Origin of the sequence: Phaeobacter porticola (assembly GCF_001888185.1) — a bacterium.
Taxonomy (GTDB): Bacteria; Pseudomonadota; Alphaproteobacteria; order Rhodobacterales; family Rhodobacteraceae; genus Phaeobacter; species Phaeobacter porticola.
In genome coordinates, this window is the sequence record NZ_CP016364.1 from 1912196 (window position 1) to 1938409 (window position 26214).

The 26214-nt window shown below is 57.9% G+C and carries 27 protein-coding genes and 1 pseudogene; 5 read left to right on the forward strand and 23 right to left on the reverse strand.

All coding sequences use genetic code 11. The features are described 5' to 3' along the window. Nucleotides 1-147: 147 nt before the first annotated feature. A complete protein-coding gene (locus PhaeoP97_RS09195) occupies nucleotides 148-1266 on the reverse strand; it encodes a porin (RefSeq protein WP_072504829.1) in 1119 nt (372 codons plus the stop codon). A 477-nt stretch (nucleotides 1267-1743) separates the two neighbouring features. On the opposite strand from PhaeoP97_RS09195, the gene PhaeoP97_RS09200 reads away from it, so the two are divergent. From PhaeoP97_RS09200 to istB, 5 genes and pseudogenes are all read left to right on the forward strand, one after another. After that, the gene (locus PhaeoP97_RS09200) at nucleotides 1744-3924 is read left to right on the forward strand and encodes a methyl-accepting chemotaxis protein (RefSeq protein WP_237028914.1); all 2181 of its coding nucleotides are present in this window, start codon (nucleotides 1744-1746) and stop codon (nucleotides 3922-3924) included. Between the two features lie 284 nt (nucleotides 3925-4208). Further along, complete coding sequence (locus PhaeoP97_RS20495) at nucleotides 4209-4652, forward strand: hypothetical protein (RefSeq protein ID WP_217525901.1); 444 nt, start codon at nucleotides 4209-4211, stop codon at nucleotides 4650-4652. Nucleotides 4653-4664: 12 nt separating this feature from the next. Further along, nucleotides 4665-5102: pseudogene (locus PhaeoP97_RS20900) on the forward strand (IS21 family transposase); the annotation flags it as partial. Then, the gene (locus PhaeoP97_RS20905) at nucleotides 5079-5708 is read left to right on the forward strand and encodes a Mu transposase domain-containing protein (RefSeq protein ID WP_420849006.1); all 630 of its coding nucleotides are present in this window, start codon (nucleotides 5079-5081) and stop codon (nucleotides 5706-5708) included. The pseudogene PhaeoP97_RS20900 and the gene PhaeoP97_RS20905, both read left to right, overlap by 24 nt. Then, on the forward strand, nucleotides 5705-6436 hold the full coding sequence (gene istB, locus PhaeoP97_RS09210) for an IS21-like element helper ATPase IstB (RefSeq protein ID WP_072503358.1): 732 nt from the start codon (nucleotides 5705-5707) through the stop codon (nucleotides 6434-6436). Before PhaeoP97_RS20905 ends, istB begins: the two co-directional genes overlap by 4 nt. A 260-nt stretch (nucleotides 6437-6696) precedes the next feature. Here the strand turns inward: istB and PhaeoP97_RS09215 are convergent, their stop codons facing one another. From PhaeoP97_RS09215 to PhaeoP97_RS09320, 22 genes are all read right to left on the reverse strand, one after another. After that, complete coding sequence (locus tag PhaeoP97_RS09215; RefSeq protein WP_157891241.1) at nucleotides 6697-12357, reverse strand: hypothetical protein; 5661 nt, start codon at nucleotides 12355-12357, stop codon at nucleotides 6697-6699. A 271-nt stretch (nucleotides 12358-12628) separates the two neighbouring features. After that, nucleotides 12629-12829, reverse strand: a complete 201-nt coding sequence (locus PhaeoP97_RS09220) for a transposase (protein ID WP_237028915.1) — start codon at nucleotides 12827-12829, stop codon at nucleotides 12629-12631. Nucleotides 12830-13211: 382 nt separating this feature from the next. After that, a complete protein-coding gene (locus PhaeoP97_RS09225) occupies nucleotides 13212-14219 on the reverse strand; it encodes a phage late control D family protein (protein ID WP_072504832.1) in 1008 nt (335 codons plus the stop codon). Then, nucleotides 14210-14431, reverse strand: coding sequence for a tail protein X (locus tag PhaeoP97_RS09230; RefSeq protein ID WP_072504833.1), 222 nt, complete (start codon nucleotides 14429-14431; stop codon nucleotides 14210-14212). The genes PhaeoP97_RS09225 and PhaeoP97_RS09230 overlap by 10 nt, the downstream gene beginning before the upstream one ends. Continuing rightward, nucleotides 14400-14810, reverse strand: coding sequence for a phage tail protein (locus tag PhaeoP97_RS09235; protein ID WP_083570426.1), 411 nt, complete (start codon nucleotides 14808-14810; stop codon nucleotides 14400-14402). Before PhaeoP97_RS09235 ends, PhaeoP97_RS09230 begins: the two co-directional genes overlap by 32 nt. Continuing rightward, nucleotides 14810-17305: a phage tail tape measure protein gene (locus PhaeoP97_RS09240; protein WP_072504835.1), complete on the reverse strand. Its 2496-nt coding sequence runs from the start codon at nucleotides 17303-17305 to the stop codon at nucleotides 14810-14812. The genes PhaeoP97_RS09235 and PhaeoP97_RS09240 overlap by 1 nt, the downstream gene beginning before the upstream one ends. 114 nt (nucleotides 17306-17419) lie before the next feature. Continuing rightward, the gene (locus PhaeoP97_RS09245) at nucleotides 17420-17713 is read right to left on the reverse strand and encodes a phage tail assembly protein (RefSeq protein ID WP_027247859.1); all 294 of its coding nucleotides are present in this window, start codon (nucleotides 17711-17713) and stop codon (nucleotides 17420-17422) included. A gap of 9 nt (nucleotides 17714-17722) precedes the next feature. Further along, on the reverse strand, nucleotides 17723-18229 hold the full coding sequence (locus tag PhaeoP97_RS09250) for a phage major tail tube protein (RefSeq protein ID WP_014880200.1): 507 nt from the start codon (nucleotides 18227-18229) through the stop codon (nucleotides 17723-17725). Then, on the reverse strand, nucleotides 18229-19446 hold the full coding sequence (locus PhaeoP97_RS09255; RefSeq protein ID WP_072504836.1) for a phage tail sheath C-terminal domain-containing protein: 1218 nt from the start codon (nucleotides 19444-19446) through the stop codon (nucleotides 18229-18231). The genes PhaeoP97_RS09250 and PhaeoP97_RS09255 overlap by 1 nt, the downstream gene beginning before the upstream one ends. A 99-nt stretch (nucleotides 19447-19545) precedes the next feature. Then, a complete protein-coding gene (locus PhaeoP97_RS09260) occupies nucleotides 19546-20028 on the reverse strand; it encodes a hypothetical protein (protein WP_072504837.1) in 483 nt (160 codons plus the stop codon). A gap of 11 nt (nucleotides 20029-20039) precedes the next feature. Then, nucleotides 20040-20906: a hypothetical protein gene (locus PhaeoP97_RS09265; RefSeq protein WP_072504838.1), complete on the reverse strand. Its 867-nt coding sequence runs from the start codon at nucleotides 20904-20906 to the stop codon at nucleotides 20040-20042. After that, nucleotides 20903-21241 carry a hypothetical protein gene (locus PhaeoP97_RS09270; protein ID WP_072504839.1) on the reverse strand — a complete coding sequence of 113 codons (339 nt, stop codon included), beginning with the start codon at nucleotides 21239-21241 and terminating at the stop codon, nucleotides 20903-20905. The genes PhaeoP97_RS09265 and PhaeoP97_RS09270 overlap by 4 nt, the downstream gene beginning before the upstream one ends. 4 nt (nucleotides 21242-21245) lie before the next feature. After that, nucleotides 21246-21803: a phage tail-collar fiber domain-containing protein gene (locus tag PhaeoP97_RS09275; protein WP_072504840.1), complete on the reverse strand. Its 558-nt coding sequence runs from the start codon at nucleotides 21801-21803 to the stop codon at nucleotides 21246-21248. Then, nucleotides 21800-22519 (reverse strand): phage tail protein I, encoded by a 720-nt coding sequence (locus PhaeoP97_RS09280; protein WP_082760469.1) that lies wholly within the window; start codon nucleotides 22517-22519, stop codon nucleotides 21800-21802. Before PhaeoP97_RS09280 ends, PhaeoP97_RS09275 begins: the two co-directional genes overlap by 4 nt. Then, nucleotides 22512-23411: a baseplate assembly protein gene (locus tag PhaeoP97_RS09285; protein WP_083570348.1), complete on the reverse strand. Its 900-nt coding sequence runs from the start codon at nucleotides 23409-23411 to the stop codon at nucleotides 22512-22514. The genes PhaeoP97_RS09280 and PhaeoP97_RS09285 overlap by 8 nt, the downstream gene beginning before the upstream one ends. Then, nucleotides 23411-23887 (reverse strand): GPW/gp25 family protein, encoded by a 477-nt coding sequence (locus PhaeoP97_RS09290; RefSeq protein ID WP_237028916.1) that lies wholly within the window; start codon nucleotides 23885-23887, stop codon nucleotides 23411-23413. Before PhaeoP97_RS09290 ends, PhaeoP97_RS09285 begins: the two co-directional genes overlap by 1 nt. Then, on the reverse strand, nucleotides 23799-24089 hold the full coding sequence (locus tag PhaeoP97_RS20845) for a PAAR domain-containing protein (protein ID WP_044041510.1): 291 nt from the start codon (nucleotides 24087-24089) through the stop codon (nucleotides 23799-23801). The genes PhaeoP97_RS09290 and PhaeoP97_RS20845 overlap by 89 nt, the downstream gene beginning before the upstream one ends. Continuing rightward, nucleotides 24089-24514 (reverse strand): phage baseplate assembly protein V, encoded by a 426-nt coding sequence (locus PhaeoP97_RS09300; protein WP_014880209.1) that lies wholly within the window; start codon nucleotides 24512-24514, stop codon nucleotides 24089-24091. Before PhaeoP97_RS09300 ends, PhaeoP97_RS20845 begins: the two co-directional genes overlap by 1 nt. Next, nucleotides 24511-25044: a hypothetical protein gene (locus tag PhaeoP97_RS09305; protein WP_072504842.1), complete on the reverse strand. Its 534-nt coding sequence runs from the start codon at nucleotides 25042-25044 to the stop codon at nucleotides 24511-24513. Before PhaeoP97_RS09305 ends, PhaeoP97_RS09300 begins: the two co-directional genes overlap by 4 nt. Nucleotides 25045-25047: 3 nt before the next feature. Continuing rightward, nucleotides 25048-25641 carry a phage tail protein gene (locus tag PhaeoP97_RS09310; RefSeq protein WP_083570350.1) on the reverse strand — a complete coding sequence of 198 codons (594 nt, stop codon included), beginning with the start codon at nucleotides 25639-25641 and terminating at the stop codon, nucleotides 25048-25050. Next, on the reverse strand, nucleotides 25601-25912 hold the full coding sequence (locus PhaeoP97_RS09315) for a head-tail joining protein (protein ID WP_072504843.1): 312 nt from the start codon (nucleotides 25910-25912) through the stop codon (nucleotides 25601-25603). The genes PhaeoP97_RS09310 and PhaeoP97_RS09315 overlap by 41 nt, the downstream gene beginning before the upstream one ends. After that, nucleotides 25912-26142: a hypothetical protein gene (locus tag PhaeoP97_RS09320; protein ID WP_072504844.1), complete on the reverse strand. Its 231-nt coding sequence runs from the start codon at nucleotides 26140-26142 to the stop codon at nucleotides 25912-25914. Before PhaeoP97_RS09320 ends, PhaeoP97_RS09315 begins: the two co-directional genes overlap by 1 nt. Nucleotides 26143-26214: the final 72 nt, after the last annotated feature.

Below are 26214 nucleotides of genomic sequence, written 5' to 3' on the forward strand. Positions count from 1 at the left end.
GCGCAAGGGGGATTGCCATCACAGGCGCTCTGACAGGCAGTGTTGACGCGATTTTTGGCTCAAAAAACGTCAAAACACGCCCCGAAGGGCGTGTTTCAATTCGCGTGATCGTGGGGTGATACCCAGACGGGTCGCCCTCTCCTAGGATCAGAACTTCCAGCGCGCGCCTGCCATGATGGAGGAGCTGTCCTGATAGCTTGTCGCGCTGGTATCCGAATAGGAGTAGTCGCGATAAGCCACATAGGTTTCCAGGTTCAGATTGTCGAAGTTCTGAACGGCGGCAACACCCCAGGATTCTGCGTTGTCGCCGCTGGTGACCATGTCAGAGCCATCGTAATAGTCGACGGCAAAGGAGGTCGCGCCAACCGACAGGAAGTTCGTGGTATATCCCAGCTTAGCAAAACCATAGTCGCCGCCCGTGTCACGGTCTCCTGCGGCAACTGCAAAGGACACGCCAGTTGGTTCGTGTAGTGCCGCAAAGGATGCAACGATATCGCGGGTCTTGGTGCCCGGCCCATTTTCATTCCACACCGCGCCCAATGCGCCATTAATGGTGAAATCGCCAAGGTCGTCGTTGGTATACCGCACCGCGATGTCATAGGCTTCGCGGTCAGAGTTGGACCGTAGGATTTCCTCGCCGTAGGACGCTGATACGGTAAAGCCGCTGAATTCAGGTGTGTCATAACGCACCCGGCCCAATCGGCCACCGTCAAGGCTGCGGAAGGCCGAACCAATGCTGACGGACGAAAGCGTACCGGTCGAGCTACGGAACAGAAAACCGCCCGCAGAATCTGCGATAGCCGAGGTCTGGATCACGCCTGTGCCTGACAGGTCAGATTCCGCCAGCCCGTCAGAGGCCATAGACCCCTGACCAAAAGAGAACGTGCCATAGCGCGGCGTTGCATATTGAATATCAACTTTGCGGATCCGGGTCCGGTCCCAGCTGATATTCTGCGGACGACCGTTCTGGTCAACGCCATCGGAAGAACGCAGTCCAAAGGCGGTTTCGAAATTGAACCGCAGCGTGTTTTCACCAAAAGGCTGCTCCAGCCAGAACCCAATACGCGAATTGGAATTGGCGTTATCGACCAACGCGCTGAAATCGTCGGCTCCGTCGTCAAACGACTGGAAGGACGGGTTGAACTGACCATAGTAGCGGAAAGTCCCGCCCGAGCTGTTCTCATATGTTGGGCCAGCAAATGCCGGCGCACCCAGGGCGGCGACAAGGGCTGTCACCCCGACTTGAGAGGCGAGTTTGGTGTTCATGAGGAGATGCTCCAATATTGTTCGGGCAGGCTCCCTCTCCATCCCTGAGGGGCCAACCTTAATCAGGCGCTATCACGCGGATTTTCGGTGCTCTACTCTTGAAATATGCCGTGTTGCTTCCCTTGCCAGCCAGATAGCGGATTCTCGCCTTTTTGTGATCAGCTCGCACCATTCTCTTCGTGACTTACCGTTGTTCGACGGATGCTTAGCCTTGGCGCCAGTGCTGTGTTCGACCCGTCGCGCGATCAACAGTCGGCGCCATGTCATTCGACCGCCACCGGCACCGGCACCGGCACCGCAGGCCGCCCTCTGCAAATGTATGGATAGTCCAATAATTTCCTGAAATATCACGATCTGTTTGCGGTCTATCAACAGAATTCCACAGTTTTTTAACGGCCTGCCCCTAGTCGTCTAAGAGACGATAGAACGGGTACTACAACTATGATTTTCAAAACATCCATCAAAACAGCTGTGTTTATGATCGTTTTCCTGGCCAGCGCCGTGATGTTCGCACTGATCGGCCTGTCGCGCTATACAGACCAGTTGCGCACCGATATCGAGGCCGAGGTCACAGCCGTCGAAGGGTTTGCACTCACCTTAGACCAGATCAGCTCCGACTTTCAGATCGCGCGCATCACCGAGATGAATTTTCGCCTGAAGCCGAGCGATGAGATTATCGCCACTCAGGCCGAAACCATGGCACTGTTGGCAAGTCATCTGGAGACCGCCACAGCCCAGGCAGCAAACCTCGCGCGGATGGGCGAGATGTCTGAAAATCTCGCACTGCTTTCCGCGGCCATCAGCAGTTATGAGGCGGGATTTTCCGATGTCGCCGCGAGCCAGCAGCGTCTGGGCTTCGACGAGAAGACCGGCCTACAGGGCTCATTGCGCAGCTCCGTCCAAGGCGTTGAAAAAGCGTTGGAAGCCACCGCTGAGCCGGAAATGAAAGTTAAAATGCTGATGATGCGGCGACATGAGAAAGATTTCATTATGCGCCATGCTCCCAAATACATAGAACGGCTGAATGCCCGCGTTGATGAATTCCGTGACTTTCCCGGCAGCTACTACAAAAACATCTCGCAACGTGCCCGTATCGGCAGCCTCCTGACCGCCTATCAGAATTCTTTCAACGCCTACGCCGCAGAAAGAACGGTCATTGATGGACACTACGACGCGCTGGATGCGATCGAAGCGTCAACACAGCCGCTGCTGACGACCATCGGCAATCAGATTTCAGCACAGCTCAACACCATTCACACCAGTGCCGCAGGGGCGATTGCCACGGCCAATTCCAACGCCCTGAAAGCGGGATTTGGCGGGCTTGGCGTCTTTATCGTCGTCGCGTTTGCCCTGGCAATTGGCATTTCGCGGCCGCTGTCACGTGTCAATCTGGTGCTGCAAAAGATCATGGCAGGCGATTTTTCCTCTCCTGCCCCGCAGACCCGCATAAAGGAAATCTCGACCATCTCAGCCGCAGTAGAAGAATTGCGCGCAGACAATCAGGTCAAAGACACATTGACCCGTGAAATCTCTGAGGTGATCAGCGCCTGTGCGGCCGGAGATTTTTCCAAGCGTCTGCACGTTGAGGGCGTCAGCGGCTCCTTCGCCGATCTCGGCCGGGGCGTGAATGCCATTGGTGATGCTGCCGAATCCGGCCTTGGCGACATTCGTCAAGTGCTTGCTACGCTGGCTGAAGGCGACCTGTCGCAGCGGATGCCGGCCGGGCAACAAGGTATTTTCAAGGAAATTGCCGCGGCGGTCGACAATCTTAGCGACAATTTGACTGGCATGGTGCGCCAGCTGTCCCACAGTAGCGAGGTCCTGAATTCCACCGCCGCAGAAATCGCGGCCGCCGCCGAGGACGCCTCACGCCGGGGCGAGAACTCTGCCGCCTCACTCGAGGAAACGGCCGCTGCGCTTCAAACTCTTGACGATACCGTGCGCGGCACCGCAGAAGGCTCGCGGCAGGCCAATGACATCGTCCGCGATGCCTTTACCCAAGTCCAAACGACCAGTGAATTGGCCCGCCAAACCATTGCCGCCATGCAGCGGATTAAGGATTCGTCCGGCGCTATCGCCAAGATCACCGACCTAATCGAGGATCTCGCCTTTCAGACCAATCTGTTGGCCCTGAACGCCGGTGTCGAGGCCGCCCGCGCAGGCGAAGCCGGCCGTGGCTTTGCGGTGGTGGCCTCAGAGGTGCGCGGTTTGGCGCAGCGGTCAGCCGATGCGGTGCAGGAAATCAACGGGCTGATCGAAGTCAGCACAACCGAGGTGGCACAGGGGGTCACTCTGGTCGACCAGACCGGCACGGCCCTCACGTCGATCCAGAGTTCGGTCGAATCCGTTGTCGGCAAAGTTGAGCAGATTGCCTCGACCACGGTGGCACAATCCAACGGGCTGTCAGAGGTCAATACAGCCGTGGTCAGCCTGGATCAGAATGCCCAGAAGAATTCTGCAATGCTGGAACAGACCGCCGCCGCCGGGCAGATGTTACGCGATGAGGCTCAGACACTTGTGCAGGCTGTATCCGGCTTTACCTTTGATCCATCTGCCGCTGCAACGGATACATGGGCAGAGGCGGGTTCGTCTCCCGCCGATGATTGGGATGACGTAACCTGCGACACGTCACAGATATCATACGCACAATCGGCCTAATCGCGACGACACCGGCTGCGGCCTTCGCCGCAGTCGGCAATCAGGGGCGCACCCAAAAACCATATGCTATAGCGTGCCATCCAACGTAGCCGAATGGCAATACGCGCCCACATCGACGCCACAAGTCTCTGGACCAACGGCTGACGTCACACAGCCCCGGTGCACAGGGTGTGAATCGGCATGCGAAATTGACCCACTTAGGTGGGTTATGAGCGAGTAAAATTGACCCACCTGTTTCGTTAACATCCGCGCTTCAAGTGCGGAGGAAAGAGCAGGTGTTATTGATGGAAAGTGTATCGAAGATCCGTCTGTGGGTGCTGGTTGAAGGGCGCAGTATCCGGTCTGTTGCGCGGGCGACGGGATTATCGCGCAACACGATCAAGAAGTATTTGAAGGATGAGAGCCCGCCGAGCTACCAGCGCCAGGCTCCACCGGTTCGGCACAAACTGTGCAACGGGTTTGATCTCCGGCTTCAGGAACTGTTCGATCAGGACCAGAAGCGACCACGTCGGGAGCGGCGAACGGCCCAGAAGCTTTATGAGCAGCTCGTGGTGGAAGGCTACACCGGGTCCTATTCTCCAGTTCAGCGATTTGTCCGCGATCTGAAGCGGGCTGGCGCCGGTTCTGGCGATGCTTTTATCCCCCTGCATTTTGCTGCTGGTGACGCCCTTCAGTTTGACTGGAGCGAAGAACGGGTTGTCCTGGGCGGCGTTGAACAAAAGATCTAGGTTGCCCATTTCCGCCTGTGCCACAGCCGCAAGCCTTTGGTGATCGCCTATCCCGGCGAAGCCCAGGAGATGGTTCTGGATGCTTTTGTGCAGGCACTGTCTTTCTATGGCGGGGTTCCACGACGGGTGATCATTGATAACCCCAAGACCATGGTGACCTATGTGTCCCGCTCGAAGGACCGGATATTCCATCCCCGGTTCCTGGCTCTGATGAACCACTATGTGATGGAACCTGTTGCCTGCACGCCCGCAGCGGGTTGGGAGAAGGGGCAGGTCGAGAACCAGGTCCAGTTTTTGCGCGGCCGGTTGTTTGTGCCCAAGCCTGCCTTTGAAGATCTTGATGCGCTGAACAACTGGTTGCGCCTGCGCTGTGAAGAACTGGCCAATCGTCCCCATCCCGAACAGCAGGATCGCACGATTGCCGAGGTGTTCGAAGACGAACGCGCCGAGCTGCGCCCCTTGGGTCGGCCTTTTGACGGCTATGTTGAGAAGACGGTTCGTGTCCGATCCACTTGCCTGGTTCAATATGCCAGCAACCGCTACAGCGTCCCGTCCCACTTTGCCGGTCAACATGTGTCGCTGCGCGCTTATGCGGGCCGGATTATGCTGGTGTCGGGCCAGGATATCATCGCCGAGCATAAGCGCCGCTTCACCCGCAACGTCAGCTACTTTGAACCCTGGCACTATGTTCCTCTGCTGGATCGCAAGCCCGGCGCCCTACGCAATGGCGCACCCTTCGTGGACTGGCAACTGCCTGAGGCCATGCACCAGATCAGGGAACATTACATGGCAGACAAGGGCGGGGATCGGGAGTTCGTTGATCTGCTTCTGCTCGTCCAGGATCACGGGATCGAGGTTGTCGAGATGGCTTGTGAACTGGCCGTGGCACAAAACACCCTCCGCCTGCCCGCCATCATCAACCTGATTAACCAGTTGGTGGAGCCGGTCATCACGCCGCTCAGCGAAGCCTATGCCTATCCGCAACTGACCCTGCGACCCGAGGCCGACTGCAAGCGCTATGAGATCCTGTGCTCGACTGAGGAGGTTGCCGCATGAACGCCCTGATCGACCAACTGACCGCCCTGAGGTTGCACGGAATGGCAGCTTGCGCACATGATTTGCTGTCCGCGCGCAAGCCACCAAGTCTGACCACAGCGATAAAGCAACTGATCGACGCGGAGACTGTAGAGCGGCGGGCGCGCTCTATCCAGTATCAAATGAGGATCGCGAAGTTCCCCCATCATAAGGACTTCGCCACCTTCGATTATGGTGCTGCCGCCATCACCCAGACCCAGATCGAACCGTTCTGCACAGGGCAGTTCACCCAAGAGGCGCACAACCTCATCCTGGTGGGCGGAACCGGCACCGGCAAAACCCATATCGCCATCGCTTTGGGCACCACCCTGATCACCAACGGCAAGAAGGCACGCTTCTTCAACGCCGTCGATCTGATCAACGCCCTGATCAAGGAACAGGCCGAGGGCAATGCCGGGAAGATCATCCGGCAACTCTCGGCTCTGGATTGCGTCATCATCGACGAGCTGGGCTACATCCCGTTCCCCAAGTCTGGCGGAGCATTGCTGTTCCATCTGATCAGCAAGCTCTACGAGAAAACCAGCGTCATCATCACCACCAACCTGGAGTTCGGAGAGTGGGTCTCGGTCTTTGGCGATGCCAAGATGACCACCGCGCTGCTGGATCGCGTCACCCACCATTGCGCAATCATCGAAACCGGCAACACGTCCTATCGCTTTGCTCAGAGCAAAAGCCGCAGAGAAAAGTAACCGTCCCGAAAGCAAAGCCCCCAGACGGACTCGCTATATGAGGGCGGCCCGCCTGGGGGCTTTGCGCCACATGGGGTGGGTCAATTTTAAATGCTGAAACCGGGTCAACTTTGAACGCTCATTGACAAGGTGTGGAATAAAACACTAGTTCGCTGTGACTGCGTGAATATTGACTTTTCGAAATCAAATGACGTGGCCGCTTCCTCTGAAAGCGTTGTTTGCGAGATTGACAGTTTTATTCCCTTTCTCCAGCTTATCCCTCAGGAGAAGTAGAATAGATCGTCGGCTAAGACGCCTCTATAATCAGTACCTTCAATAGGCGAAGAAGCGACGAATATGTTAGGATCGTATTCATACCGCAATCTTTCGGTTTCCAACTCTACTATTGACGTGTCCTCTTCGCTAACACCATGAGAAACATTATCGTCAGTTCCGGCAAAAACAAAATCGTCAGCTTGGACGACTACGCTAGCACTGTCGCGCATGAAACTACCTGACGTTGTATTTGGCAACTCAACAGTGCTCCCTTCTGCGGGGGGCGGTGGTGGCGCGTCAATAGATTGTTCGTAGATACTGCCATTCTCATCCCATGTGAGCACGATGGAACCATTGGGATATTGGTCAAGATCGAAGGTCGATGACCCCTCGGCCAAAATCAAAGTGGCATCCGTAAGGGCACTGCCATCCAGCGCAAAGCTCTGCACTGCCAAATTGCTCTCGCCATCAACAAGTGTCCACCAGGCTACGGCAATCCCTCCGCCCTCAAGAAGGATCACCTTCCCTCCTTCGGCGCCAAACATATTTGTTGTCTGAGTACCGAGATCCAGCGTGCCTTCAGTGCCAATCACCGTGCCATCACTTGCGTAATGCTGGAACCGGAACTCGGTTTCATTATGCTCCCACAGCGCCATAAACCCGCCGTCAGCCATTGCCACAAGTTCAGGGTCCTTTTGGGAGCCGATCACCTCTGTGTTGATGTGGAATTCCATACCAACAGGGGCTCCGTTTGCATCATAAATCTGACCAAAAATCCCATAGCTACCGTCTCCGCCCCACACACCACCTGGAGAGGCCCAAGCTACGACAAACCCGCCATCGGCGAGCTCAACAATCGAAGGATCCCGCTGGCTAGACCCCTGTGCCGTGTTGGCCAGAAAGGGATCCCCAAGCGCCAAGCCATCTGCTCCGTAGCGCTGCACAAAGACGCCGTGCCCGCTGCTGTCCGGGGCAACCCATGACAAGATGAACCCGCCATCCGATGTTGATGTGACCGTGACTGGGTTGTCTCGGGAGTACCGTGCATCGCCAAACGTAAACTCATCCCCAATACTTGTACCGTCAGGGTCAATAATCTGACCGCGCTGGACATGGTCGTAAACCTCCCAGGTAACCAACACACGCCCGTTGGCCAGCAAGGTCGCTTCGGGCTCCCATTGACGGCTTAAAGTGGTCGTATTGATTTGAAAGGCCTGCCCCACCTCGGACCCCATGGCATCATAACGCTGCCCATAAATGCCGCTACCGGACCAGACCAACAGCTTGCCGCCATCAGGCAAAACAACCACAGATGGATCTTGGACGTAGAGACTGGTCGGCAACAACTCAACAGTGCTCCCTTCTGCGGGGGGCGGTGGTGGCGCGTCAATAGATTGTTCGTAGATACTGCCATTCTCATCCCATGTGAGCACGATGGAGCCATTGGGATATTGGTCAAGATCGAAGGTCGATGACCCCTCGGCCAAAATCAAAGTGGCATCCGTAAGGGCACTGCCATCCAGCGCAAAGCTCTGCACTGCCAAATTGCTCTCGCCATCAACAAGTGTCCGCCAGGCTACGGCAATCCCTCCGCCCTCAAGAAGGATCACCTTCCCTCCTTCGGCGCCAAACATATTTGTTGTCTGAGTACCGAGATCCAGCGTGCCTTCAGTGCCAATCACCGTGCCATCACTTGCGTAATGCTGGAACCGGAACTCGGTTTCATTATGCTCCCACAGCGCCATAAACCCGCCGTCAGCCATTGCCACAAGTTCAGGGTCCTTTTGGGAGCCGATCACCTCTGTGTTGATGTGGAATTCCATACCAACAGGGGCTCCGTTTGCATCATAAATCTGACCAAAAATCCCATAGCTACCGTCTCCGCCCCACACACCACCTGGAGAGGCCCAAGCTACGACAAACCCGCCATCGGCGAGCTCAACAATCGAAGGATCCCGCTGGCTAGACCCCTGTGCCGTGTTGGCCAGAAAGGGATCCCCAAGCGCCAAGCCATCTGCTCCGTAGCGCTGCACAAAGACGCCGTGCCCGCTGCTGTCCGGGGCAACCCATGACAAGATGAACCCGCCATCCGATGTTGATGTGACCGTGACTGGGTTGTCTGCGGAGTACCGTGCATCGCCAAACGTAAACTCATCCCCAATACTTGTACCGTCAGGGTCAATAATCTGACCGCGCTGGACATGGTCGTTAACCTCCCAGGTAACCAACACACGCCCGTTGGCCAGCAAGGTCGCTTCGGGCTCCCATTGACGGCTCAAAGTGGTCGTATTGATTTGAAAGGCCTGCCCCACCTCGGACCCCATGGCATCATAACGCTGCCCATAAATGCCGCTACCGGACCAGACCAACAGCTTGCCGCCATCAGGCAAAACAACCACAGATGGATCTTGGACGTAGAGACTGGTCGGCAACAACTCAACAGTGCTCCCTTCTGCGGGGGGCGGTGGTGGCGCGTCAATAGATTGTTCGTAGATACTGCCATTCTCATCCCATGTGAGCACGATGGAGCCATTGGGATATTGGTCAAGATCGAAGGTCGATGACCCCTCGGCCAAAATCAAAGTGGCATCCGTAAGGGCACTGCCATCCAGCGCAAAGCTCTGCACTGCCAAATTGCTCTCGCCATCAACAAGTGTCCACCAGGCTACGGCAATCCCTCCGCCCTCAAGAAGGATCACCTTTCCTCCTTCGGCGCCAAACATATTTGTTGTCTGAGTACCGAGATCCAGCGTGCCTTCAGTGCCAATCACCGTGCCATCACTTGCGTAATGCTGGAACCGGAACTCGGTTTCATTATGCTCCCACAGCGCCATAAACCCGCCGTCAGCCATTGCCACAAGTTCAGGGTCCTTTTGGAAGCCGATCACCTCTGTGTTGATGTGGAATTCCATACCAACAGGGGCTCCGTTTGCATCATAAATCTGACCAAAAATCCCATAGCTACCGTCTCCGCCCCACACACCACCTGGAGAGGCCCAAGCTACGACAAACCCGCCATCGGCGAGCTCAACAATCGAAGGATCCCGCTGGCTAGACCCCTGTGCCGTGTTGGCCAGAAAGGGATCCCCAAGCGCCAAGCCATCTGCTCCGTAGCGCTGCACAAAGACGCCGTGCCCGCTGCTGTCCGGGGCAACCCATGACAAGATGAACCCGCCATCCGATGTTGATGTGACCGTGACTGGGTTGTCTCGGGAGTACCGTGCATCGCCAAACGTAAACTCATCCCCAATACTTGTACCGTCAGGGTCAATAATCTGACCGCGCTGGACATGGTCGTAAACCTCCCAGGTAACCAACACACGCCCGTTGGCCAGCAAGGTCGCTTCGGGCTCCCATTGACGGCTTAAAGTGGTCGTATTGATTTGAAAGGCCTGCCCCACCTCGGACCCCATGGCATCATAACGCTGCCCATAAATGCCGCTACCGGACCAGACCAACAGCTTGCCGCCATCAGGCAAAACAACCACAGATGGATCTTGGACGTAGAGACTGGTCGGCAACAACTCAACAGTGCTCCCTTCTGCGGGGGGCGGTGGTGGCGCGTCAATAGATTGTTCGTAGATACTGCCATTCTCATCCCATGTGAGCACGATGGAGCCATTGGGATATTGGTCAAGATCGAAGGTCGATGACCCCTCGGCCAAAATCAAAGTGGCATCCGTAAGGGCACTGCCATCCAGCGCAAAGCTCTGCACTGCCAAATTGCTCTCGCCATCAACAAGTGTCCGCCAGGCTACGGCAATCCCTCCGCCCTCAAGAAGGATCACCTTCCCTCCTTCGGCGCCAAACATATTTGTTGTCTGAGTACCGAGATCCAGCGTGCCTTCAGTGCCAATCACCGTGCCATCACTTGCGTAATGCTGGAACCGGAACTCGGTTTCATTATGCTCCCACAGCGCCATAAACCCGCCGTCAGCCATTGCCACAAGTTCAGGGTCCTTTTGGAAGCCGATCACCTCTGTGTTGATGTGGAATTCCATACCAACAGGGGCTCCGTTTGCATCATAAATCTGACCAAAAATCCCATAGCTACCGTCTCCGCCCCACACACCACCTGGAGAGGCCCAAGCTACGACAAACCCGCCATCGGCGAGCTCAACAATCGAAGGATCCCGCTGGCTAGACCCCTGTGCCGTGTTGGCCAGAAAGGGATCCCCAAGCGCCAAGCCATCTGCTCCGTAGCGCTGCACAAAGACGCCGTGCCCGCTGCTGTCCGGGGCAACCCATGACAAGATGAACCCGCCATCCGATGTTGATGTGACCGTGACTGGGTTGTCTGCGGAGTACCGTGCATCGCCAAACGTAAACTCATCCCCAATACTTGTACCGTCAGGGTCAATAATCTGACCGCGCTGGACATGGTCGTAAACCTCCCAGGTAACCAACACACGCCCGTTGGCCAGCAAGGTCGCTTCGGGCTCCCATTGACGGCTCAAAGTGGTCGTATTGATTTGAAAGGCCTGCCCCACCTCGGACCCCATGGCATCATAACGCTGCCCATAAATGCCGCTACCGGACCAGACCAACAGCTTGCCGCCATCAGGCAAAACAACCACAGATGGATCTTGGACGTAGAGACTGGTCGGCAACAACTCAACAGTGCTCCCTTCTGCGGGGGGCGGTGGTGGCGCGTCAATAGATTGTTCGTAGATACTGCCATTCTCATCCCATGTGAGCACGATGGAGCCATTGGGATATTGGTCAAGATCGAAGGTCGATGACCCCTCGGCCAAAATCAAAGTGGCATCCGTAAGGGCACTGCCATCCAGCGCAAAGCTCTGCACTGCCAAATTGCTCTCGCCATCAACAAGTGTCCACCAGGCTACGGCAATCCCTCCGCCCTCAAGAAGGATCACCTTTCCTCCTTCGGCGCCAAACATATTTGTTGTCTGAGTACCGAGATCCAGCGTGCCTTCAGTGCCAATCACCGTGCCATCACTTGCGTAATGCTGGAACCGGAACTCGGTTTCATTATGCTCCCACAGCGCCATAAACCCGCCGTCAGCCATTGCCACAAGTTCAGGGTCCTTTTGGAAGCCGATCACCTCTGTGTTGATGTGGAATTCCATACCAACAGGGGCTCCGTTTGCATCATAAATCTGACCAAAAATCCCATAGCTACCGTCTCCGCCCCACACACCACCTGGAGAGGCCCAAGCTACGACAAACCCGCCATCGGCGAGCTCAACAATCGAAGGATCCCGCTGGCTAGACCCCTGTGCCGTGTTGGCCAGAAAGGGATCCCCAAGCGCCAAGCCATCTGCTCCGTAGCGCTGCACAAAGACGCCGTGCCCGCTGCTGTCCGGGGCAACCCATGACAAGATGAACCCGCCATCCGATGTTGATGTGACCGTGACTGGGTTGTCTGCGGAGTACCGTGCATCGCCAAACGTAAACTCATCCCCAATACTTGTACCGTCAGGGTCAATAATCTGACCGCGCTGGACATGGTCGTAAACCTCCCAGGTAACCAACACACGCCCGTTGGCCAGCAAGGTCGCTTCGGGCTCCCATTGACGGCTTAAAGTGGTCGTATTGATTTGAAAGGCCTGCCCCACCTCGGACCCCATGGCATCATAACGCTGCCCATAAATGCCGCTACCGGACCAGACCAACAGCTTGCCGCCATCAGGCAAAACAACCACAGATGGATCTTGGACGTGCCCGTTTAAATCAAAAGAAAAAATGCTATCCGACACAATAATCTCTCCGCAATAAATGATCGCATGCTCACCGCAAAAAGTTAATTCTTCGTGAAACGCGCTAGGAATTTTCAGCGATATCAACGCCCCAAGTTATGTTATGAATTTTATAGAGCATACTATCAATCTAGACGAATCATTACTCTGTCGCCCGACACGCTGTCTCTCTTGCACAGATTATTCAGTCCCTCGCGAAGGCTTTGTTGCGCAAATCCTATGAAGGTCGTGCATCACCGGTCTCTTCTTCCGGCGCAAAGCGCGGATCGCGCAGCCATTTGTGGATCAGGTTGGTGTTCATCGAATACCGACGCGCCACCTGCGCAACAGAAACACACGGTGCCCGCGTCTGCCCGCAGATTGAAACCTTCTCTTCGTCCGACCAGCACCGCTTCTTCTGACCCTTCTCGCCCCCCATATCATCCCTCAAGATGTCTACTATCAATGGTGGATACTATCTGCTCACTCTACTAGCCGTTAGATCGGGTATGCCGAACGGATAAATCACTGTGGCAACACCCAACCTTGAACACTGACCTGCTGGCCTAAGTTAAGTGCTATAGAAACTATTCGGAAGTCCGATGCGGACATTCAATTGATCCGACCCAGTGGCAGCAAAGTGCCGCACTGTGTGAGCTCAACGGCTCCGGAACCTCGCTATCGCAGCGAACGGCCGCAACGGCGGGCTGCGCCGCAGCACAACACCTCAGCTGGTTGCGTAATACTGCCGATTTTGCAAAGGGCGCTTCCTGCGCTTTGCTGACTCTGGAATCAATAAAAACTTGGATGCGCTACCGTTCCTAAATCAACGGCTCAGCCCTGATCGCAGTGCGATAGCCTCCGCTGTCGAGGCTGTGCTCTGCCTTAGTGATCAGCCACTCTCCGTCGACGTAGGACCGAAACCCGGCCACAGATAGCTTTGCCTCGGCCATCGCGTCAGGATCGCCCGGCATGGTGACAGATAGGCCGCGCCCTGCCCTCTTGAGCCGCTGCAACTCCGACGCTGCGGCCTGCTCTGCTGCATCCTTGTTCGGGAACCGGCGCTTGAGGCGTTGCTTTGGCTCGCCTTCACCCGCGGTGCATTCGATCGGTTTGCCTTTGCCGTGATCCTGATAGACCGCAACGACAGAGCCCGCTTTCTCTCGGGTTGAATTTTGGTACTGCCAGCGACTGATCTTCTTCGGCGTGATGCTGAGCACCGGCATAGGTGCGCCGGATGCCGTCAGGCTTTCACCACGCTTTGCCATGATCAGTCGGCCATTCCCCGGCTTTGCGATTGCATCATGGTCCCGCGCGATCCGAGACAGGAGATTGATATCGCTCTCGTCAATCTGGTCGATATGAGACAGAGCCACCTTTGCCAGGCTCTCAGAAACCGCATGCTCGAGGCCATGCTCTCCCGCGATCTTCTGCACCAAGGCGCTGATCGTGGTCCCGCTGGGCCAGCTGCGTTTCTTCTGATCGGTCAGCGCGGTCTTGCCGCTTGAGGTTTCGCCATTCACCGACGCAATACCGGTGATCGTCATCTGATCCGGCGGCCCTCCGACAATTACGTTGTCCGCGATAAACAGACCCATGTATTTCAGCTGAAAGGGATATCCGAGCCAGACCCGGATCTCGGCCTCGGCCTTTGGCTCAGCCAGCCGCCCGAATAAGGTGGTGTCACTCAGGGTGATCTGCACATTGTCAGACTGGACACCAGCTGCGTCGGTCAGCGAAAGGCTGATCAGCCTGGGGGCCAAGGTGTTGCTGATGTCTTTTCCGTCCACCTCGACCCGAAAAAACTGCCTGAAATCCATCAATCCCATAGGCGGATCGCCTCCGCTTCCTTGGGGGTCTCAATTTCCGGCAGCCTGATCCGAGTGCCCAGTGGCAGCACCGGCCCCAGAGCCGCAAGCCCTGGGTTGGCCTCGAGCACGATCTCAAGCGCCCCGGCTATGCGGTTGCCGTAATGCCGCCAGACGATTTCGTCTGCGGTTTCACCCTCTTTAGAACGGTAGAAGACTGCGGAGTCCGCCATCATATCTCCTGATGCTGATCGTAAATTCCTGTCGAAGCGGAGCGCCTTGGGTCGCAAAAATGCGTTGCCCTTCGCTGACGGATTCAACCACCCAAATGCCAAGCACCCGACCAGTGCCAGCGACAAGCGGCAGCGGAAAGCCAAGCGAGGCGGTGCCGCGCATCTTGTCGACCTGCCCCAGCCCGCCCCGAAAATGCGGATAGATCACTCCCTGCAGAGTGATGGTGTCGGACCCGAACCCGGTGAACTGCAGGGCGTCTAAAGCGCCGACCCGCTCCTGTGCGGCCCAGCGGTATTCGGTCGAGCGTTGCAAGCTCTGATATGCAGCATTGTTGATGCTGAATTGATAGGTGCCGAGCCGCAGCATTGTTCCTGCCATCATGCGCCCCCGTATTGGCCATAATCATGCGCCTGGTCGTAAAGCGCGCCAGCCTGGGCCGCTCTCCCCCTGCGTTCCAATTCTTCGGCGATCTCGTTCGCCGTCATATGTTGCGCGTTGATCTGGGCGTAGATTGTTACCGGTGCAGCTGCCGCAGGGGATGGCGCGGGTTGTACTGCCGGGGCTATGCGATCTGCTGCCAGCTGAACCTGCTGTATCATGGGCGTCGACACGTTCTCCGCTTTGGACATTGCGGATCGTAGCCCGCCCCCAATCGCATCTAGCAGCGGTCCGGCGCGCTCAGACAAGCGGGCAAGCCGTTCGGTTGCATTGGCATGCGCGACATAGCCCCCTTTTGAGGTCCAAATCGTTTCGGGGCCCTGCTCTCCTACCTCGCGGAACCCACGGCCGATGCTGCCCCCCAGATAAGATCCAGAGACCTTTTTCGGGACAGCTTTGCCTGAGCGCGGATTTTGGGTCGCTGGGGGTTGGGTTGGTCCAGAGGGATCACCACTAGCCGGGGGAGCTTCCCCCGGATCCTCACCAGTCAACAAGCCTCGGATTCCCGACCCGATGTCCTGAATACCGGCAACAGCCCCAGCACCCTTGTCGCGCAGCCAGGACAGGCCATCCAGGACCGGCTGCAGCTTTCCCATGAGCCAGTCAAATTTCTCTGCAAGCGATTCGATCACCTTACCTATTGCGGTTTTGATCTCATCCCACGCCGCAGAGATCCCCCCAGTGGATCCCAGCGCGTCGATCACTGGCTTGATTGTGCCGTTGTAGCCCTTCTGCAGAATAGACCCGATGCCGCTCACCACGGTGCCGATGGTCGCCTCGGCGCCCTCCCATGCCGTCGTGATGGCGTCCGTGACCCCCAGCTTATCCGTTACCGGCTTGATGACGTTGACCCAGGCGGTCTTAAATACCGAACCGATGCCATCAAGCACCGTGGTCAGGTAGCCCTTGGCCCCCTCCCAAGCGGTCGACAGGCCGTCCGCTGCAGCGTCCCAATCTCCGCGCCACACCCCAGTGATGAACCCGCCAACGCCGGAAAAAGTCTGTTTGACGTTCCCCCAGAGCTTCCCGAACCAAGGGCCGACCTGGTCCCAGTGCTTGTAGATCAGATATGCGGATCCGGCGATGGCTCCGACAGCAAGTCCTATTGGGTTCATCATCAGCGCACGGCCCACGGTGATAATGCCGGTTTTTACCAGCGCCAGACCACCTGACAGCACGCCCATCGCCCCGCCCGCGCCGGTGGCAAGCGGTACGAGCGCGGCGACAGACACGCCCAGCCGTGCAACCGCAAAGCCAAAACTGAGGACGCTGCCAATTGTCCGCGCGGCAAAGAGGCCGCCAATGATCATGCCAAAGTTTTCCCAGCCGCCGACCATCGTGGCTACCTTGGAAATCACCCCGCCGATGGTGGTGGATACCTTACCCATGCCCTCGACCACCTGGCCGATCACCGGCAAGGCAGCCTCAAGTTTCCGCGCTGCGGTGTCTGCAAAATCGGCAACATCCTCGCGGTTCGATATCGCCCATGCGCTGAAGGTCTTCATGGACCGCGTCACAACCGGCATCAGCTCCGCGCCGATGGTGTTTTTCAGGCCCTTGACCGTCAATTGTGCGTCGAGTTGAGCATCGGCAAAGGCCTCTGCGTCGCGGGCGGCTTTTTCGCTCAGCACATACCCCGTCTTGCGCGCATCTTCGCGGAGCTGTCGCAGAGCCTCAGAACCGCCGCCCAGCATGTTGATCATGCCAATCCCTGCACGGCTGAACAGCGCCGACGCGATGGCCGCGCGCTCTGCAGGGTTCTCGATGGTCTGCAGTTTATCCGCGATCTGACCCATGGCGCGCTCTGGCCCCATCGCAACCAGATCTCTTGCAGACAAGCCCATTTGGTCCAGCGCCTTCTTGGCAGCGCCGGAGCCCTTTGCGGCCTCGCCAAGCCGTTTTTGCATCGCCGTCAAAGAGCTATCGAATGTGTCGGTTGAAACCCCGGAACGCTCAGCAGCGTATCTGTATTCCTGCAGTGCCTCGATGCCGATGCCCAACTTGGCCGCAGTTTTTGCAACCTGATCGCCATAAGATGCGGTCGAGCTTGCCAGCACAAACACGCCAGCGCCGACGGCTGCGACGCCAGCACCAACGCGGCGGCCCATCCGCCCGAAGTTGCTGGTCATGCGGTCGAAACTCTCACCAACCCGACGGCTGTCGCGCATAGCGCGTTCCCAGCGTCGCTGCTTTCGGGCCAAAGCCTCCAAGGTGCGTTCTAGGTCTTCATATTCACGGTCGAGCGCTTCCACCGACCGGCCCTGTTTGACCAGATCCACGCGCTGTCGCGACAGCTCTTTCTGCCGGGCCTTTACCGACTTGATACCGTCGCCAATGTTCTCGAAGCCTGACCGGATCAGGCCAATGTTCTTTTTGAAGGATTTCTCGAGAACGCCGCCGATTGTGATGCTGGCGCTAAGGCGTTGTTTTGCCATTGATACCCCCCAGCCACCATTTGAACTGGCTGACGCTCATTGCGGTAATCTCGGTACGTGACCACCCGGTATGTCGGGCAAGGATCAAAACCCCTGCCCGGCAGGATTCAGGCGTCAGCCATTCAAAAAACCCAGCGCCTCTTGCAGCCGGTCGTAGTCTTTCATCTTGGCCACTTTGATTGCGTCGGGCGGCACCTCCGCAAGGTTTGCAATCAAGATCACCTCGGCAAGGGCGTTGTCATTCTTTCCCGTTTGGCGCGCGGCGATATGATCGCCCACGCTTGGCTCGCGCAATGTCAGGGTTGTGCGCTTTTCACCGTCGACGGTCACACCTTTCAGCAGGGAAACGGAAATGGAATCCTCTTCCCCGTTTGAGTGCAGGGTAAGGTAGTCAGGCAATTCGTCCATGAGAGCTCCTTAAATGCCCAGTGCTGCGCGGATCTGAGCGAGGCGATCCACGCCGCCGGTTCTGCGCACCATATTGATGATGTCGATTTCGGTGATCAGCTGACCACCGATGGTTTCCTTGAACGCCTCAAGCGTCATGTTGACGGTGAGGCTGGCAGTCTGACCGGGAGACCAGGTGCCCCGGTCAGGCTGGATGATCTTGCCGCGCATGTTGTGAATGACCGGCGTTACGGTCCCGTCCTCGCTTTCCAGCGCACCGCGGGCGGTGACAGGGATCAGCACCCCCGGCGCGATGCCCCAGAGGGACAGCACGTCCGCGCTGTAGTTGCGCAAGACAAAACTGGTGGTCATCTTCTCGGTGCCCATATCGATATCGATGGGGCCATCCATGCCACCGGCGCGGTATTCTTCAGCGGCGATTGACGGGCTGGCCGGGGTGTAATCCCCGATCTCACCCGCAAAGCCGCGCCCGTCGACAAAGAGATTGAAGTTTTTCAGGATGTTCCGAATAGCCATCAGCCCAGTGCCTCCGCGATGTATTCATTGGTGAGGTGAGAGCGGAACGTCACCCGCTCGGCAGGATAAGGCGGCGTGAAGTCGAAATTGAACCACACCTGCCCGTTCTGAATGCTGGTCGGCGTATTCAGATCCGGATCCGCCCAGCAGCTGCCGCCCAGCAACGCCCCCTGGGCAATCAGCGTTGCGATGAACCCGTTCACCCCCTCGACGACGTCATCCATGTAGGTTTTGGTGATCGCGCGGTCGACGGCCCACATATGCGCCCGCTGAATGCTCTCGTTGAGGACGTCAGCGGTGCGGCGCACACACAGGAACTGCCACTTAGGGTCAGCTGTCGGAACCCGGTTGCCCCAGAGGCGATAGCCATCTTGGCGGATGATGGTGGCGACGTCGTTTTCGTTCAGAAGGTTGGCCCGGCTGGCCTTATCCCCGAGTTTGAAGTCGACCGGCCGCGATGTGCCAATAATGCCAAAAATGCCTTGGTTGGATGGCGAAACCCAAAACCCCCGGTCATTGTCAGTGCGTGCGATCACACCAGTTACGCGGGCCGATGCCGGTTGATCTACCGGAGTGCCGTCGCTGCCGAGCACCTTGACCCATGGGTCAACCACATAGATGCGGCCGGAAGTGCCCCAGTCGCCAGCGTAGGCCTGCGCCGCGGCGTCGGTTGTGTTGGGCCCATCCGCGATGATCACTGCGCCGATGCGATCCGCGATCCCTTCCAGTTCAGCCACGACCGGGTTCGCAAGATAGGTGCCCGGATTGCCGCTATCCTCAAGGCGCTGATGTGTCCAGCCGGGCGCGCAAAGGATACGCGGAGCATGGCCGACAACGCTCTCAGCCCCCAAGAGCGCATGCACACCCTCAAACTGTCCGGTTGTGGCGTTCACGCCGCCAATCATGTTCGCGAGTGTTTCGGTGTCGTCGGCACCTTCCTCGATGCGGACGGCGATCACGACCGCGCCAATCTGGTCGAAAATGCCATCGAGCGCGCCCGGCAGTGTCCCGCCACCGGTGCCGTCAGCTGTCATATCCAGCTTTGCGGCCTCAGAACGGCTACCCGCGATCAAAACGGGCTTATTGAGGGGGAAGGCGTCCGCATCAGCTGCGGGCGCAGTGCCCACAATACCGATAACGCCGGTCGAGATTGTGCGGATCGGGCGCGGGCCTGTGTCGATCTCGAGCACCTCGACGCCGTGAAGAAAACCAGACATTAGAGCCTCGCTGATGATTGCAGTTCCCTGCGATCATGCGAGGTCGGCAACCTCATTCCCTCTGGCGCATTTTCCGAACGCACGCCCGCCCGATAAGCGTCAACCCTCCTGCGGCCAGGCGGCCAGCATGGCGGCCTTGTGTTCCGTGGTGGCGTAATCTGCTGCGATCAGGCCATCCAAGAAAATGCCGACAACCGCGTGCTCTCGGCGAATGCTCTGGGGCACATCGGTTTCCCACTTCATCCACAGCAGCTTGATTGCGGGATCTTCCCGCATGGCCAGCTCGCCCGCGTCATCCATGCCGGTGATGTGCCGGAACAGGGTCATAGCTTCCAGCTTGGTCAGGGGGCGGTAGACCGGATCGCGGGGCGGTAGCGGCTCAAGCGCCCAATTTCCATCCTGCCAGTCCAGCCGCTCGGTGGCCGGATCATAGGCGGGCCTGGCCGGGGCCGGTGCATATCCCGCAGCCGTCAGATCCGCCTCGGTATAGGGGGCTGTCCGCCAGCGACCATTGGGCAGGCGCAGTTTTGCCGGTGGCAAGGCCGGGCGCGCGCCATTCAAGGAATAAAGGGGCTGTGTCATGTGCTTTGACCTCACATCAGTTCATAAAGGTATTCGCGCCCCGCATAGGCGTTCAGAACCCGACCCGGCGCGAAGGCGATTTGACCGCTGGAATCGGGCAATTGCATTTGCCCCATGTATTCAAGTGTCGTGATGTCGCCGGGAGATGCGAACCGATAGGTTTGTCCACCATAACCCGAGTTTTGCGTCCGGTTTGCCGTGCTGATCAGATCCTGCCTTGGCATGAACAAGCCGTGCCCGCCGTCGTTCCAAAGATCCGGCAAGTGCTGGCTCTGATCTGGAGCATCGACATCAATGCCGGAAAAATCCCACGGTGTGGCCACGTTCCATTTCTCTAACGTGGTGACATAAGGGCTAGACCCCACCGTCAAAATTCGCAGGAGAAATGCCCCGTCAGGTGAGACGCAAGCATACCTCACTGAGGGTATCGACAGCTGGACAGCCGTTGTCAGATCCCAAGGCGTTGACAGGCCGTAGATGCGGCAAGGCGAGGATCCAAAAAAGGCGATGTGACTGCCATCACTTGCCATGGTGATGCGGTAAGATGACCCCGGCGACATTGGCGCATAGCTGACGACCGAGTTTGCCGGATCGCTGAAGTCGTCCCAATTCTGAATATCGTAGATGACGATATTGCCACCCGTGGTCGCCGAATTGATGATCAGCTTGCCGGTGCCATCTGAGTTGACGACAGTAAAGATCCCAGGAATGTAGCCCGTAGTTGGGGAACCCGGTACATCACGCGGGCGGATGGTTCGTTTCAGGAACCCCATTCCGGCAATGCCAGCGGCCCCAAAGCCTCCCCCGGCCTGACCGGCGCTGCCCAGCGACAGCAGCGGGCTGCTCAATGCGCCGTCATGTCCGACAACGCGCCTCATTCTGGAACCGCCTCTGCCACCGGACGGTCATGGTAGCTGACCCAGATATCAAGGGCGGCATCGGCACTCGCCACGAAGCGCAGTACGTCACCGGCCAAGAGGGTTCCGGGGCCAACCATGCTGGCGCGGGCGTCGCCTTCGGTGATGGTCTGGGCGGGCGTCACTTTGTAGGTCTCGCCGCCTGCGTCGATTTCGCAGGTCAGAATAACGCCGGATGCCGCGTCATTGCTGGTCTGGATGGTGGCGATATGGCGGGTGTGATCCGCCGGAACCGGCGGCATGGTGACACCGGCTTGCGTGACATGCGCCAGAAAACGGCTTGGGATGATGCTCATGGGGTCAGGCTCCTGCGATCATGGCGAGGTGTTCGGTGTCGTTCATTGTTTGGAGCGCGCCTGGATCAAGAGACAGATTAAGATTGCCGGAAAGGTCTCCACCGCCGACCAGACCTGATCCGGTGTCAATGCGACGCTCTTCTGGCACCAGAGAACCCGGTGTAAGAACGTTGATATTGAGGTTCTCGAGATCCGAAAAGGCGACCATAATGTCAAAGGTCAGCGCAAAATTCAGCGGCTTGGGCATCGGCACCGGATAGGTAACGATTGCCAGCATATTGCCCGCGGCGTCGAACAGCCCCGCCTCACTGATGATATAAGGGCCATCCTGTGCCGCGAAATCATGGCGGAAAAACGCGACGCTGCTATTGTCCGGATGGATCCCGGAAGCGATCACGGGGGCACGCCCAGTTTCGTTCTCAAGCGAGGTTTCCCCACCGGTGATTGCACGGGCACCCGTGCCCCAAGCGATCTCGGCAACGTTCAGTGCAGTTCCGTTTGCCAGGGCGGCAGCTTCCAGCTGGCGGCCCTTATTCGTCAGAAAACCATAGGGTTCGCTCATGCTGGCGCCTCCAAAATTGGTGAATAGATGTATCCTCGACCACCGGCAGTCATGCCGTAATGCCGAAAGGCCGTAATATCCGGGGCATCCGGTATGCTGACGCCGTTCCCAAGACGGGCTTTGATGATGACCGGGGCGGCCCCGCCATAGGTTTGCAGTGCGACCGGCGGTGCATCTGGTATGCGAGCGGTGTTGAAGGTGGCCCCTTTTGCGGTAGCGAAGGCACCACAATAAACTGGGGCTGGGCCGGTCACTCTCGCATGTGCAGTGTAGTGACTGCGTACAGGTTTGGCCGCATCGATCGCCCGCCGCAGTTTTACCAGTTCGGCGGACAGATCAGCACCGTTGCGCAGCATCGCCCGCAGGTCCAACCACACTTTGAAGGTGTAAGGCGCTGATCCATCTTCGAACCATTCAATGATCTCTGCAGGCGTGCCGATAGCCTGCAGAGCGCGCTTCACTGCACCAACGGTTCCCTTGCGGCGATGAACCTGCACGGACTGCCGAACAACTTCGCGCTTGGCGGCCTCGCTCCACGATGGGTCCCATTCGTCGACGGAAAACGCAAACGCAAGCCAGGGCAGCAATTCAACAGGGCATGTGTCTGGGTCCCAGATTGCCCGCAACGGCACCTGCGGCAAAAGGCCTGCGCGGATCACGGCCTCGAGCGCGCGCTCTTCGGCAGTTGCATTATGAGGAAGCAAGCTGTCAGACACCGGATCCCCCAACGGTTACACTGATCCCGGTGCAAAAGGCGGCACCGTCATTGCCAATCACGATATCCGCTGCTGGGCTTGTGAGCGTCACGTTTTGAACGCCCGGCTGGTGCAGCGCGGCGTAAATGCCCGACAATGTCACATCCCGCCCCAGTCGATGCTGCGCGGCGGCATAGGATGTTGCCGCCTCTTGAGCCGCGCTGCGTGCCACCTCACTATCAGGCCCTGGCAACACAATGAGGCTGGCATCAATTGAATAAGTGGTGATTGCGGCACTCTGGACAATCACCATATCGGCAAGCGGCCGCACGTCATCGGCGCTCAACACCTCGAGCGTGGATGCCTGCAGTTCCGGGCTTGCAGAACCATCGGCGACGCGCGACAGGATCGTGACAAGCACCTCACCCGGCGCCGGACTTTCGACGCTGGCATCTGCAATATCGGGGTGAGCGCTCAGAGCGTGGAAGATATAGGACCCTGCAGAGCCTGCGGTCGTAAGCCCCTCAAAAGCGACCAGCATTCGGCGCCGGAAATCATCATCACTTTCGAGAACCGCCGGGACTGGCGGCAATGCTTCTGGATTACCCGGATCGATCACCTGTCGCGCAACCCCATAACGGGCCGCGATGTTATCCAGATCCGCGCCAGTTGCTGTGGCGGGCATGACCGCCCGACCTGCATCGTTGATCTGCTGCAGCGTCAGAGTTTGGAAAAACGCGGCAAGCTCAACCAGTTTGAACGCCGGGTCACTTTCAACCAGCGCATCAAAGGCCGGGGCCCGCGCGCGCAACTCACCCAGCATGGCGGATAATGCTGCCTCATAATCGACAGACTGAACCAGATCTGGTGCTCGCAACAGCGACATATCGATGGCAGAGAATCCACCAGCCATCAGCGCACCTCAATGCCGTCGAGTGTTACCGGCTCACCAGTCGGCAAGTATTGGCCCTGGATGGACACAATGACCCCGCCCGGTTCAGGCATATCAACTGCAACCTGATCCAGCTGCAGCCGCGGCTCCCATGTTTCAAGCGCCTCATAGGTCGCCGCCATCATCTCAAGGCGGGTCGCATCATTCATCGGAGCGTCGACCAAGCGATACAGCCGACTGCCATAATCGCGCCGCATCACGCGGGTGCCGATGGGAGTGGTCAGGATATCGCGCACGGACTGGCGCAAATGAGCCAGACCCGAAAGCGGTTTTCCCGTGGATGCGTTGATGCCGTTCATGTCGCCATGATGGCGCAGACTGCGACACCCGGTCCTCTGGCGATTTTCCCTACCCCCCGGCGAATACATCCCCGGAACCGCTCGCGACAGCTGACCCACAATCGACGGGATCACCAATCCGGCCCAGCTGTTTGCCATTTGCATATACCGTGCTGGACCCTGCCCCTAGGCTGCCGCCGTGGCACACGGGTTGTGGATCACAATGCACCGCCCAGGCGTCGCCCTGCCTATGCCCGGCGATACCATTTATGAAAACTGACCCGCTGCCGCCGGTGCTGGCCCGCGGCGGAAAGGGGCCATGGCCGGTGCAGCTGTCACCTTTTCTGGTCACGCCCGGCATCAGTTCAGATCGATCCGGACACCGTTCACAGACACCCCGCCCGCATCGATCACAACAGACGATCCATTGCTGGACAAAGTGATTGCATCTGCGGTGATGGTAATCGATGAGCCTGCGATCTTCACGCGGTGTGTGGCTTCATTGGTTCCGGGTCCAGGGTTATTGCTGCTGAACACAGATCCAAGAATGACGCCCTGCGCCGTATCCCCGGATTCGGACAGGATGACGACTTGTTCGCCAATGCTGACCGGCGCCCAGACCGCGATTTCGGCTGCCCGCTCTGCCATCCACGCCAGCCAGTCACTTTCGCTTTCACCGCCAAAGGAGACTTTTGCCCGGGCCCGCCCCGTGTCCACCGCAGTAACAACGCCAAACCGGACTATTCCTTCCCGTACCTGCTCGTTTCGCGCAGCTGAATAACTCATGAATCACCCCCAACTTCGCTGTAGTCACCTTCCTGACCCGGCCCAATTTTCGGCGCGTAGCCGATCATCACGCGATCCGGTGTGACACCCTCGCCTGTCCATACACTTTGCCCCAGATCGATCTGTTGATCCCATTCGACGGCCCAGACCTCGACATTGTCGAAGTCTGGGTCGAAAGCATCCGGCCCGATGTAAGTCACCTGGGCAGGGCCTGCCTTCAGCGCCCAGCGGTTTTGATGCACCAGAACCCCAAGCGCACCCGCAAGTTTGCGGATTTCACGTTTTACGTTGTCATCCCGAAAGCTCAGAACCACACGCGCGGCCCACTTGGAGATGACCGGCAATTGTTCTGTGCCAGGGTCGTTATCCGGATCGACCTCCATATCAACCAACTCAACCAGGATGGCGGGCAAAGCGAGGTCTTTGCGCGGAGCGCCATAGTCTTCGACGGTCGCGACGGCGGGAAACTCTGCAGATATCTCCGCCTTGATGGCCTCATGAAGATTGTCCAGATCGATACCGTCAGCCATGTCTTACCTTTTGCCCACATTGTAGATTGTACGGGCGCGGATTTCGGCCCGGAAATTCTTGAAAAACACCTCTTCGATCTCGTCGAAAACCTGATCCTCGATAAAGATCTGGGCCTTATCCTCAATCGGCATGCGTTCCTCTTTGATCGGATAGGCCCGCTGAGTGGCGCGGCGCATCACGGTTGGCCGGCCCTTTGAGTTTTTGGCAATAAATGCGCCTGCAAACTGCTGGCCTGCATAGGAGGCACCGCTACCGGTGCGAAGTGCGCGCCCCTTAAAGGCAGAAACGCGCATGTTGTTGAGGCCAAACCACATGCGGACCTCACCCATGCCTTTGCCCCGCGAGAACCGGAACCCTTGCAGGCGTTTGCGCAGCTCCGCTGCCGTGCGCAATTCCAACTCTGTGCGCAGCCCCTTGCGCGCGCGGCTTTTCATTGTTTGAGCCGTGCGACGCAGCGCCCGGGAATAGGCAAATTGCAGATCCTTTTCGCTGGCGCCGAATTCTTCCGCGATCTTCGCCAACTCGCGTGCGTCGAAGTCGAAAGACAGCACTGCCTCAAACCCGTGCCAATTGCAGGACCGCCATTCCGGTTCCATCTTCCTGCGGATTGGTCAGCAGGAAGTAAGGCTGGCCGTTGATTTCGACCTCGGCCTTATCCTGCAAATCGGCAACATCAACGGCCTTGCAGGTGAAACGGGGCTGCGTTGCGTCCGCCTCATACTCGCCAAGTTGGGTATTGAAATACGGCTCGTCGAATACCCCCTTGATCTGACGCGGAACGCCTCCCCGCGGCGTGACAGTCGCCTCGATGGCGAAATCGTCAACCTGCAGGAAGGCGTCCAGATCATCCCAGGCGGGCGAAACCATCAGCTGCCTTTGCCGGGATCTTGCTGGGGCGCGGCAGGTTTGCTGTTGGCAGCCTTCTTGGCAGGCGCCTGACGCCCGGTGCCCTCTTCAATCTTGCCGCGCTTGATCAGCCCATGGGCTTCTGTTTTCGTCAGCGACACTTTCATTCCGGGTTTCTGGATCTTGCCCTCCCAGACAAACGCGCTCGCGACCTTGTAATCGGACTTCTGGGCCTTGGTCTGTTTTTCCATCTTCTCACATCCTTTCAGGGAGTATTCAGGCCCCGGCCCTAACAGGGCCAAGGCTCAGGATTTGTTCGCAGT

What these genes read in the sequence shown, in the direction of transcription:
- PhaeoP97_RS09195 (WP_072504829.1), bottom strand. Translation starts at nt 1,266, where the DNA reads ATGAACACCAAACTCGCCTCTCAAGTCGGGGTGACAGCCCTTGTCGCC.
- PhaeoP97_RS09200 (WP_237028914.1), top strand. Translation starts at nt 1,744, where the DNA reads ATGATCGTTTTCCTGGCCAGCGCCGTGATGTTCGCACTGATCGGCCTG.
- PhaeoP97_RS20495 (WP_217525901.1), top strand. Translation starts at nt 4,209, where the DNA reads ATGGAAAGTGTATCGAAGATCCGTCTGTGGGTGCTGGTTGAAGGGCGC.
- istB (WP_072503358.1), top strand. Translation starts at nt 5,705, where the DNA reads ATGAACGCCCTGATCGACCAACTGACCGCCCTGAGGTTGCACGGAATG.
- PhaeoP97_RS09220 (WP_237028915.1), bottom strand. Translation starts at nt 12,829, where the DNA reads ATGGGGGGCGAGAAGGGTCAGAAGAAGCGGTGCTGGTCGGACGAAGAG.
- PhaeoP97_RS09225 (WP_072504832.1), bottom strand. Translation starts at nt 14,219, where the DNA reads ATGGGATTGATGGATTTCAGGCAGTTTTTTCGGGTCGAGGTGGACGGA.
- PhaeoP97_RS09230 (WP_072504833.1), bottom strand. Translation starts at nt 14,431, where the DNA reads ATGGCGGACTCCGCAGTCTTCTACCGTTCTAAAGAGGGTGAAACCGCA.
- PhaeoP97_RS09235 (WP_083570426.1), bottom strand. Translation starts at nt 14,810, where the DNA reads ATGGCAGGAACAATGCTGCGGCTCGGCACCTATCAATTCAGCATCAAC.
- PhaeoP97_RS09240 (WP_072504835.1), bottom strand. Translation starts at nt 17,305, where the DNA reads ATGGCAAAACAACGCCTTAGCGCCAGCATCACAATCGGCGGCGTTCTC.
- PhaeoP97_RS09245 (WP_027247859.1), bottom strand. Translation starts at nt 17,713, where the DNA reads ATGGACGAATTGCCTGACTACCTTACCCTGCACTCAAACGGGGAAGAG.
- PhaeoP97_RS09250 (WP_014880200.1), bottom strand. Translation starts at nt 18,229, where the DNA reads ATGGCTATTCGGAACATCCTGAAAAACTTCAATCTCTTTGTCGACGGG.
- PhaeoP97_RS09255 (WP_072504836.1), bottom strand. Translation starts at nt 19,446, where the DNA reads ATGTCTGGTTTTCTTCACGGCGTCGAGGTGCTCGAGATCGACACAGGC.
- PhaeoP97_RS09260 (WP_072504837.1), bottom strand. Translation starts at nt 20,028, where the DNA reads ATGACACAGCCCCTTTATTCCTTGAATGGCGCGCGCCCGGCCTTGCCA.
- PhaeoP97_RS09265 (WP_072504838.1), bottom strand. Translation starts at nt 20,906, where the DNA reads ATGAGGCGCGTTGTCGGACATGACGGCGCATTGAGCAGCCCGCTGCTG.
- PhaeoP97_RS09270 (WP_072504839.1), bottom strand. Translation starts at nt 21,241, where the DNA reads ATGAGCATCATCCCAAGCCGTTTTCTGGCGCATGTCACGCAAGCCGGT.
- PhaeoP97_RS09275 (WP_072504840.1), bottom strand. Translation starts at nt 21,803, where the DNA reads ATGAGCGAACCCTATGGTTTTCTGACGAATAAGGGCCGCCAGCTGGAA.
- PhaeoP97_RS09285 (WP_083570348.1), bottom strand. Translation starts at nt 23,411, where the DNA reads ATGGCTGGTGGATTCTCTGCCATCGATATGTCGCTGTTGCGAGCACCA.
- PhaeoP97_RS09290 (WP_237028916.1), bottom strand. Translation starts at nt 23,887, where the DNA reads ATGGCAAACAGCTGGGCCGGATTGGTGATCCCGTCGATTGTGGGTCAG.
- PhaeoP97_RS20845 (WP_044041510.1), bottom strand. Translation starts at nt 24,089, where the DNA reads ATGCCGGGCGTGACCAGAAAAGGTGACAGCTGCACCGGCCATGGCCCC.
- PhaeoP97_RS09300 (WP_014880209.1), bottom strand. Translation starts at nt 24,514, where the DNA reads ATGAGTTATTCAGCTGCGCGAAACGAGCAGGTACGGGAAGGAATAGTC.
- PhaeoP97_RS09305 (WP_072504842.1), bottom strand. Translation starts at nt 25,044, where the DNA reads ATGGCTGACGGTATCGATCTGGACAATCTTCATGAGGCCATCAAGGCG.
- PhaeoP97_RS09310 (WP_083570350.1), bottom strand. Translation starts at nt 25,641, where the DNA reads ATGGAACCGGAATGGCGGTCCTGCAATTGGCACGGGTTTGAGGCAGTG.
- PhaeoP97_RS09315 (WP_072504843.1), bottom strand. Translation starts at nt 25,912, where the DNA reads ATGGTTTCGCCCGCCTGGGATGATCTGGACGCCTTCCTGCAGGTTGAC.
- PhaeoP97_RS09320 (WP_072504844.1), bottom strand. Translation starts at nt 26,142, where the DNA reads ATGGAAAAACAGACCAAGGCCCAGAAGTCCGATTACAAGGTCGCGAGC.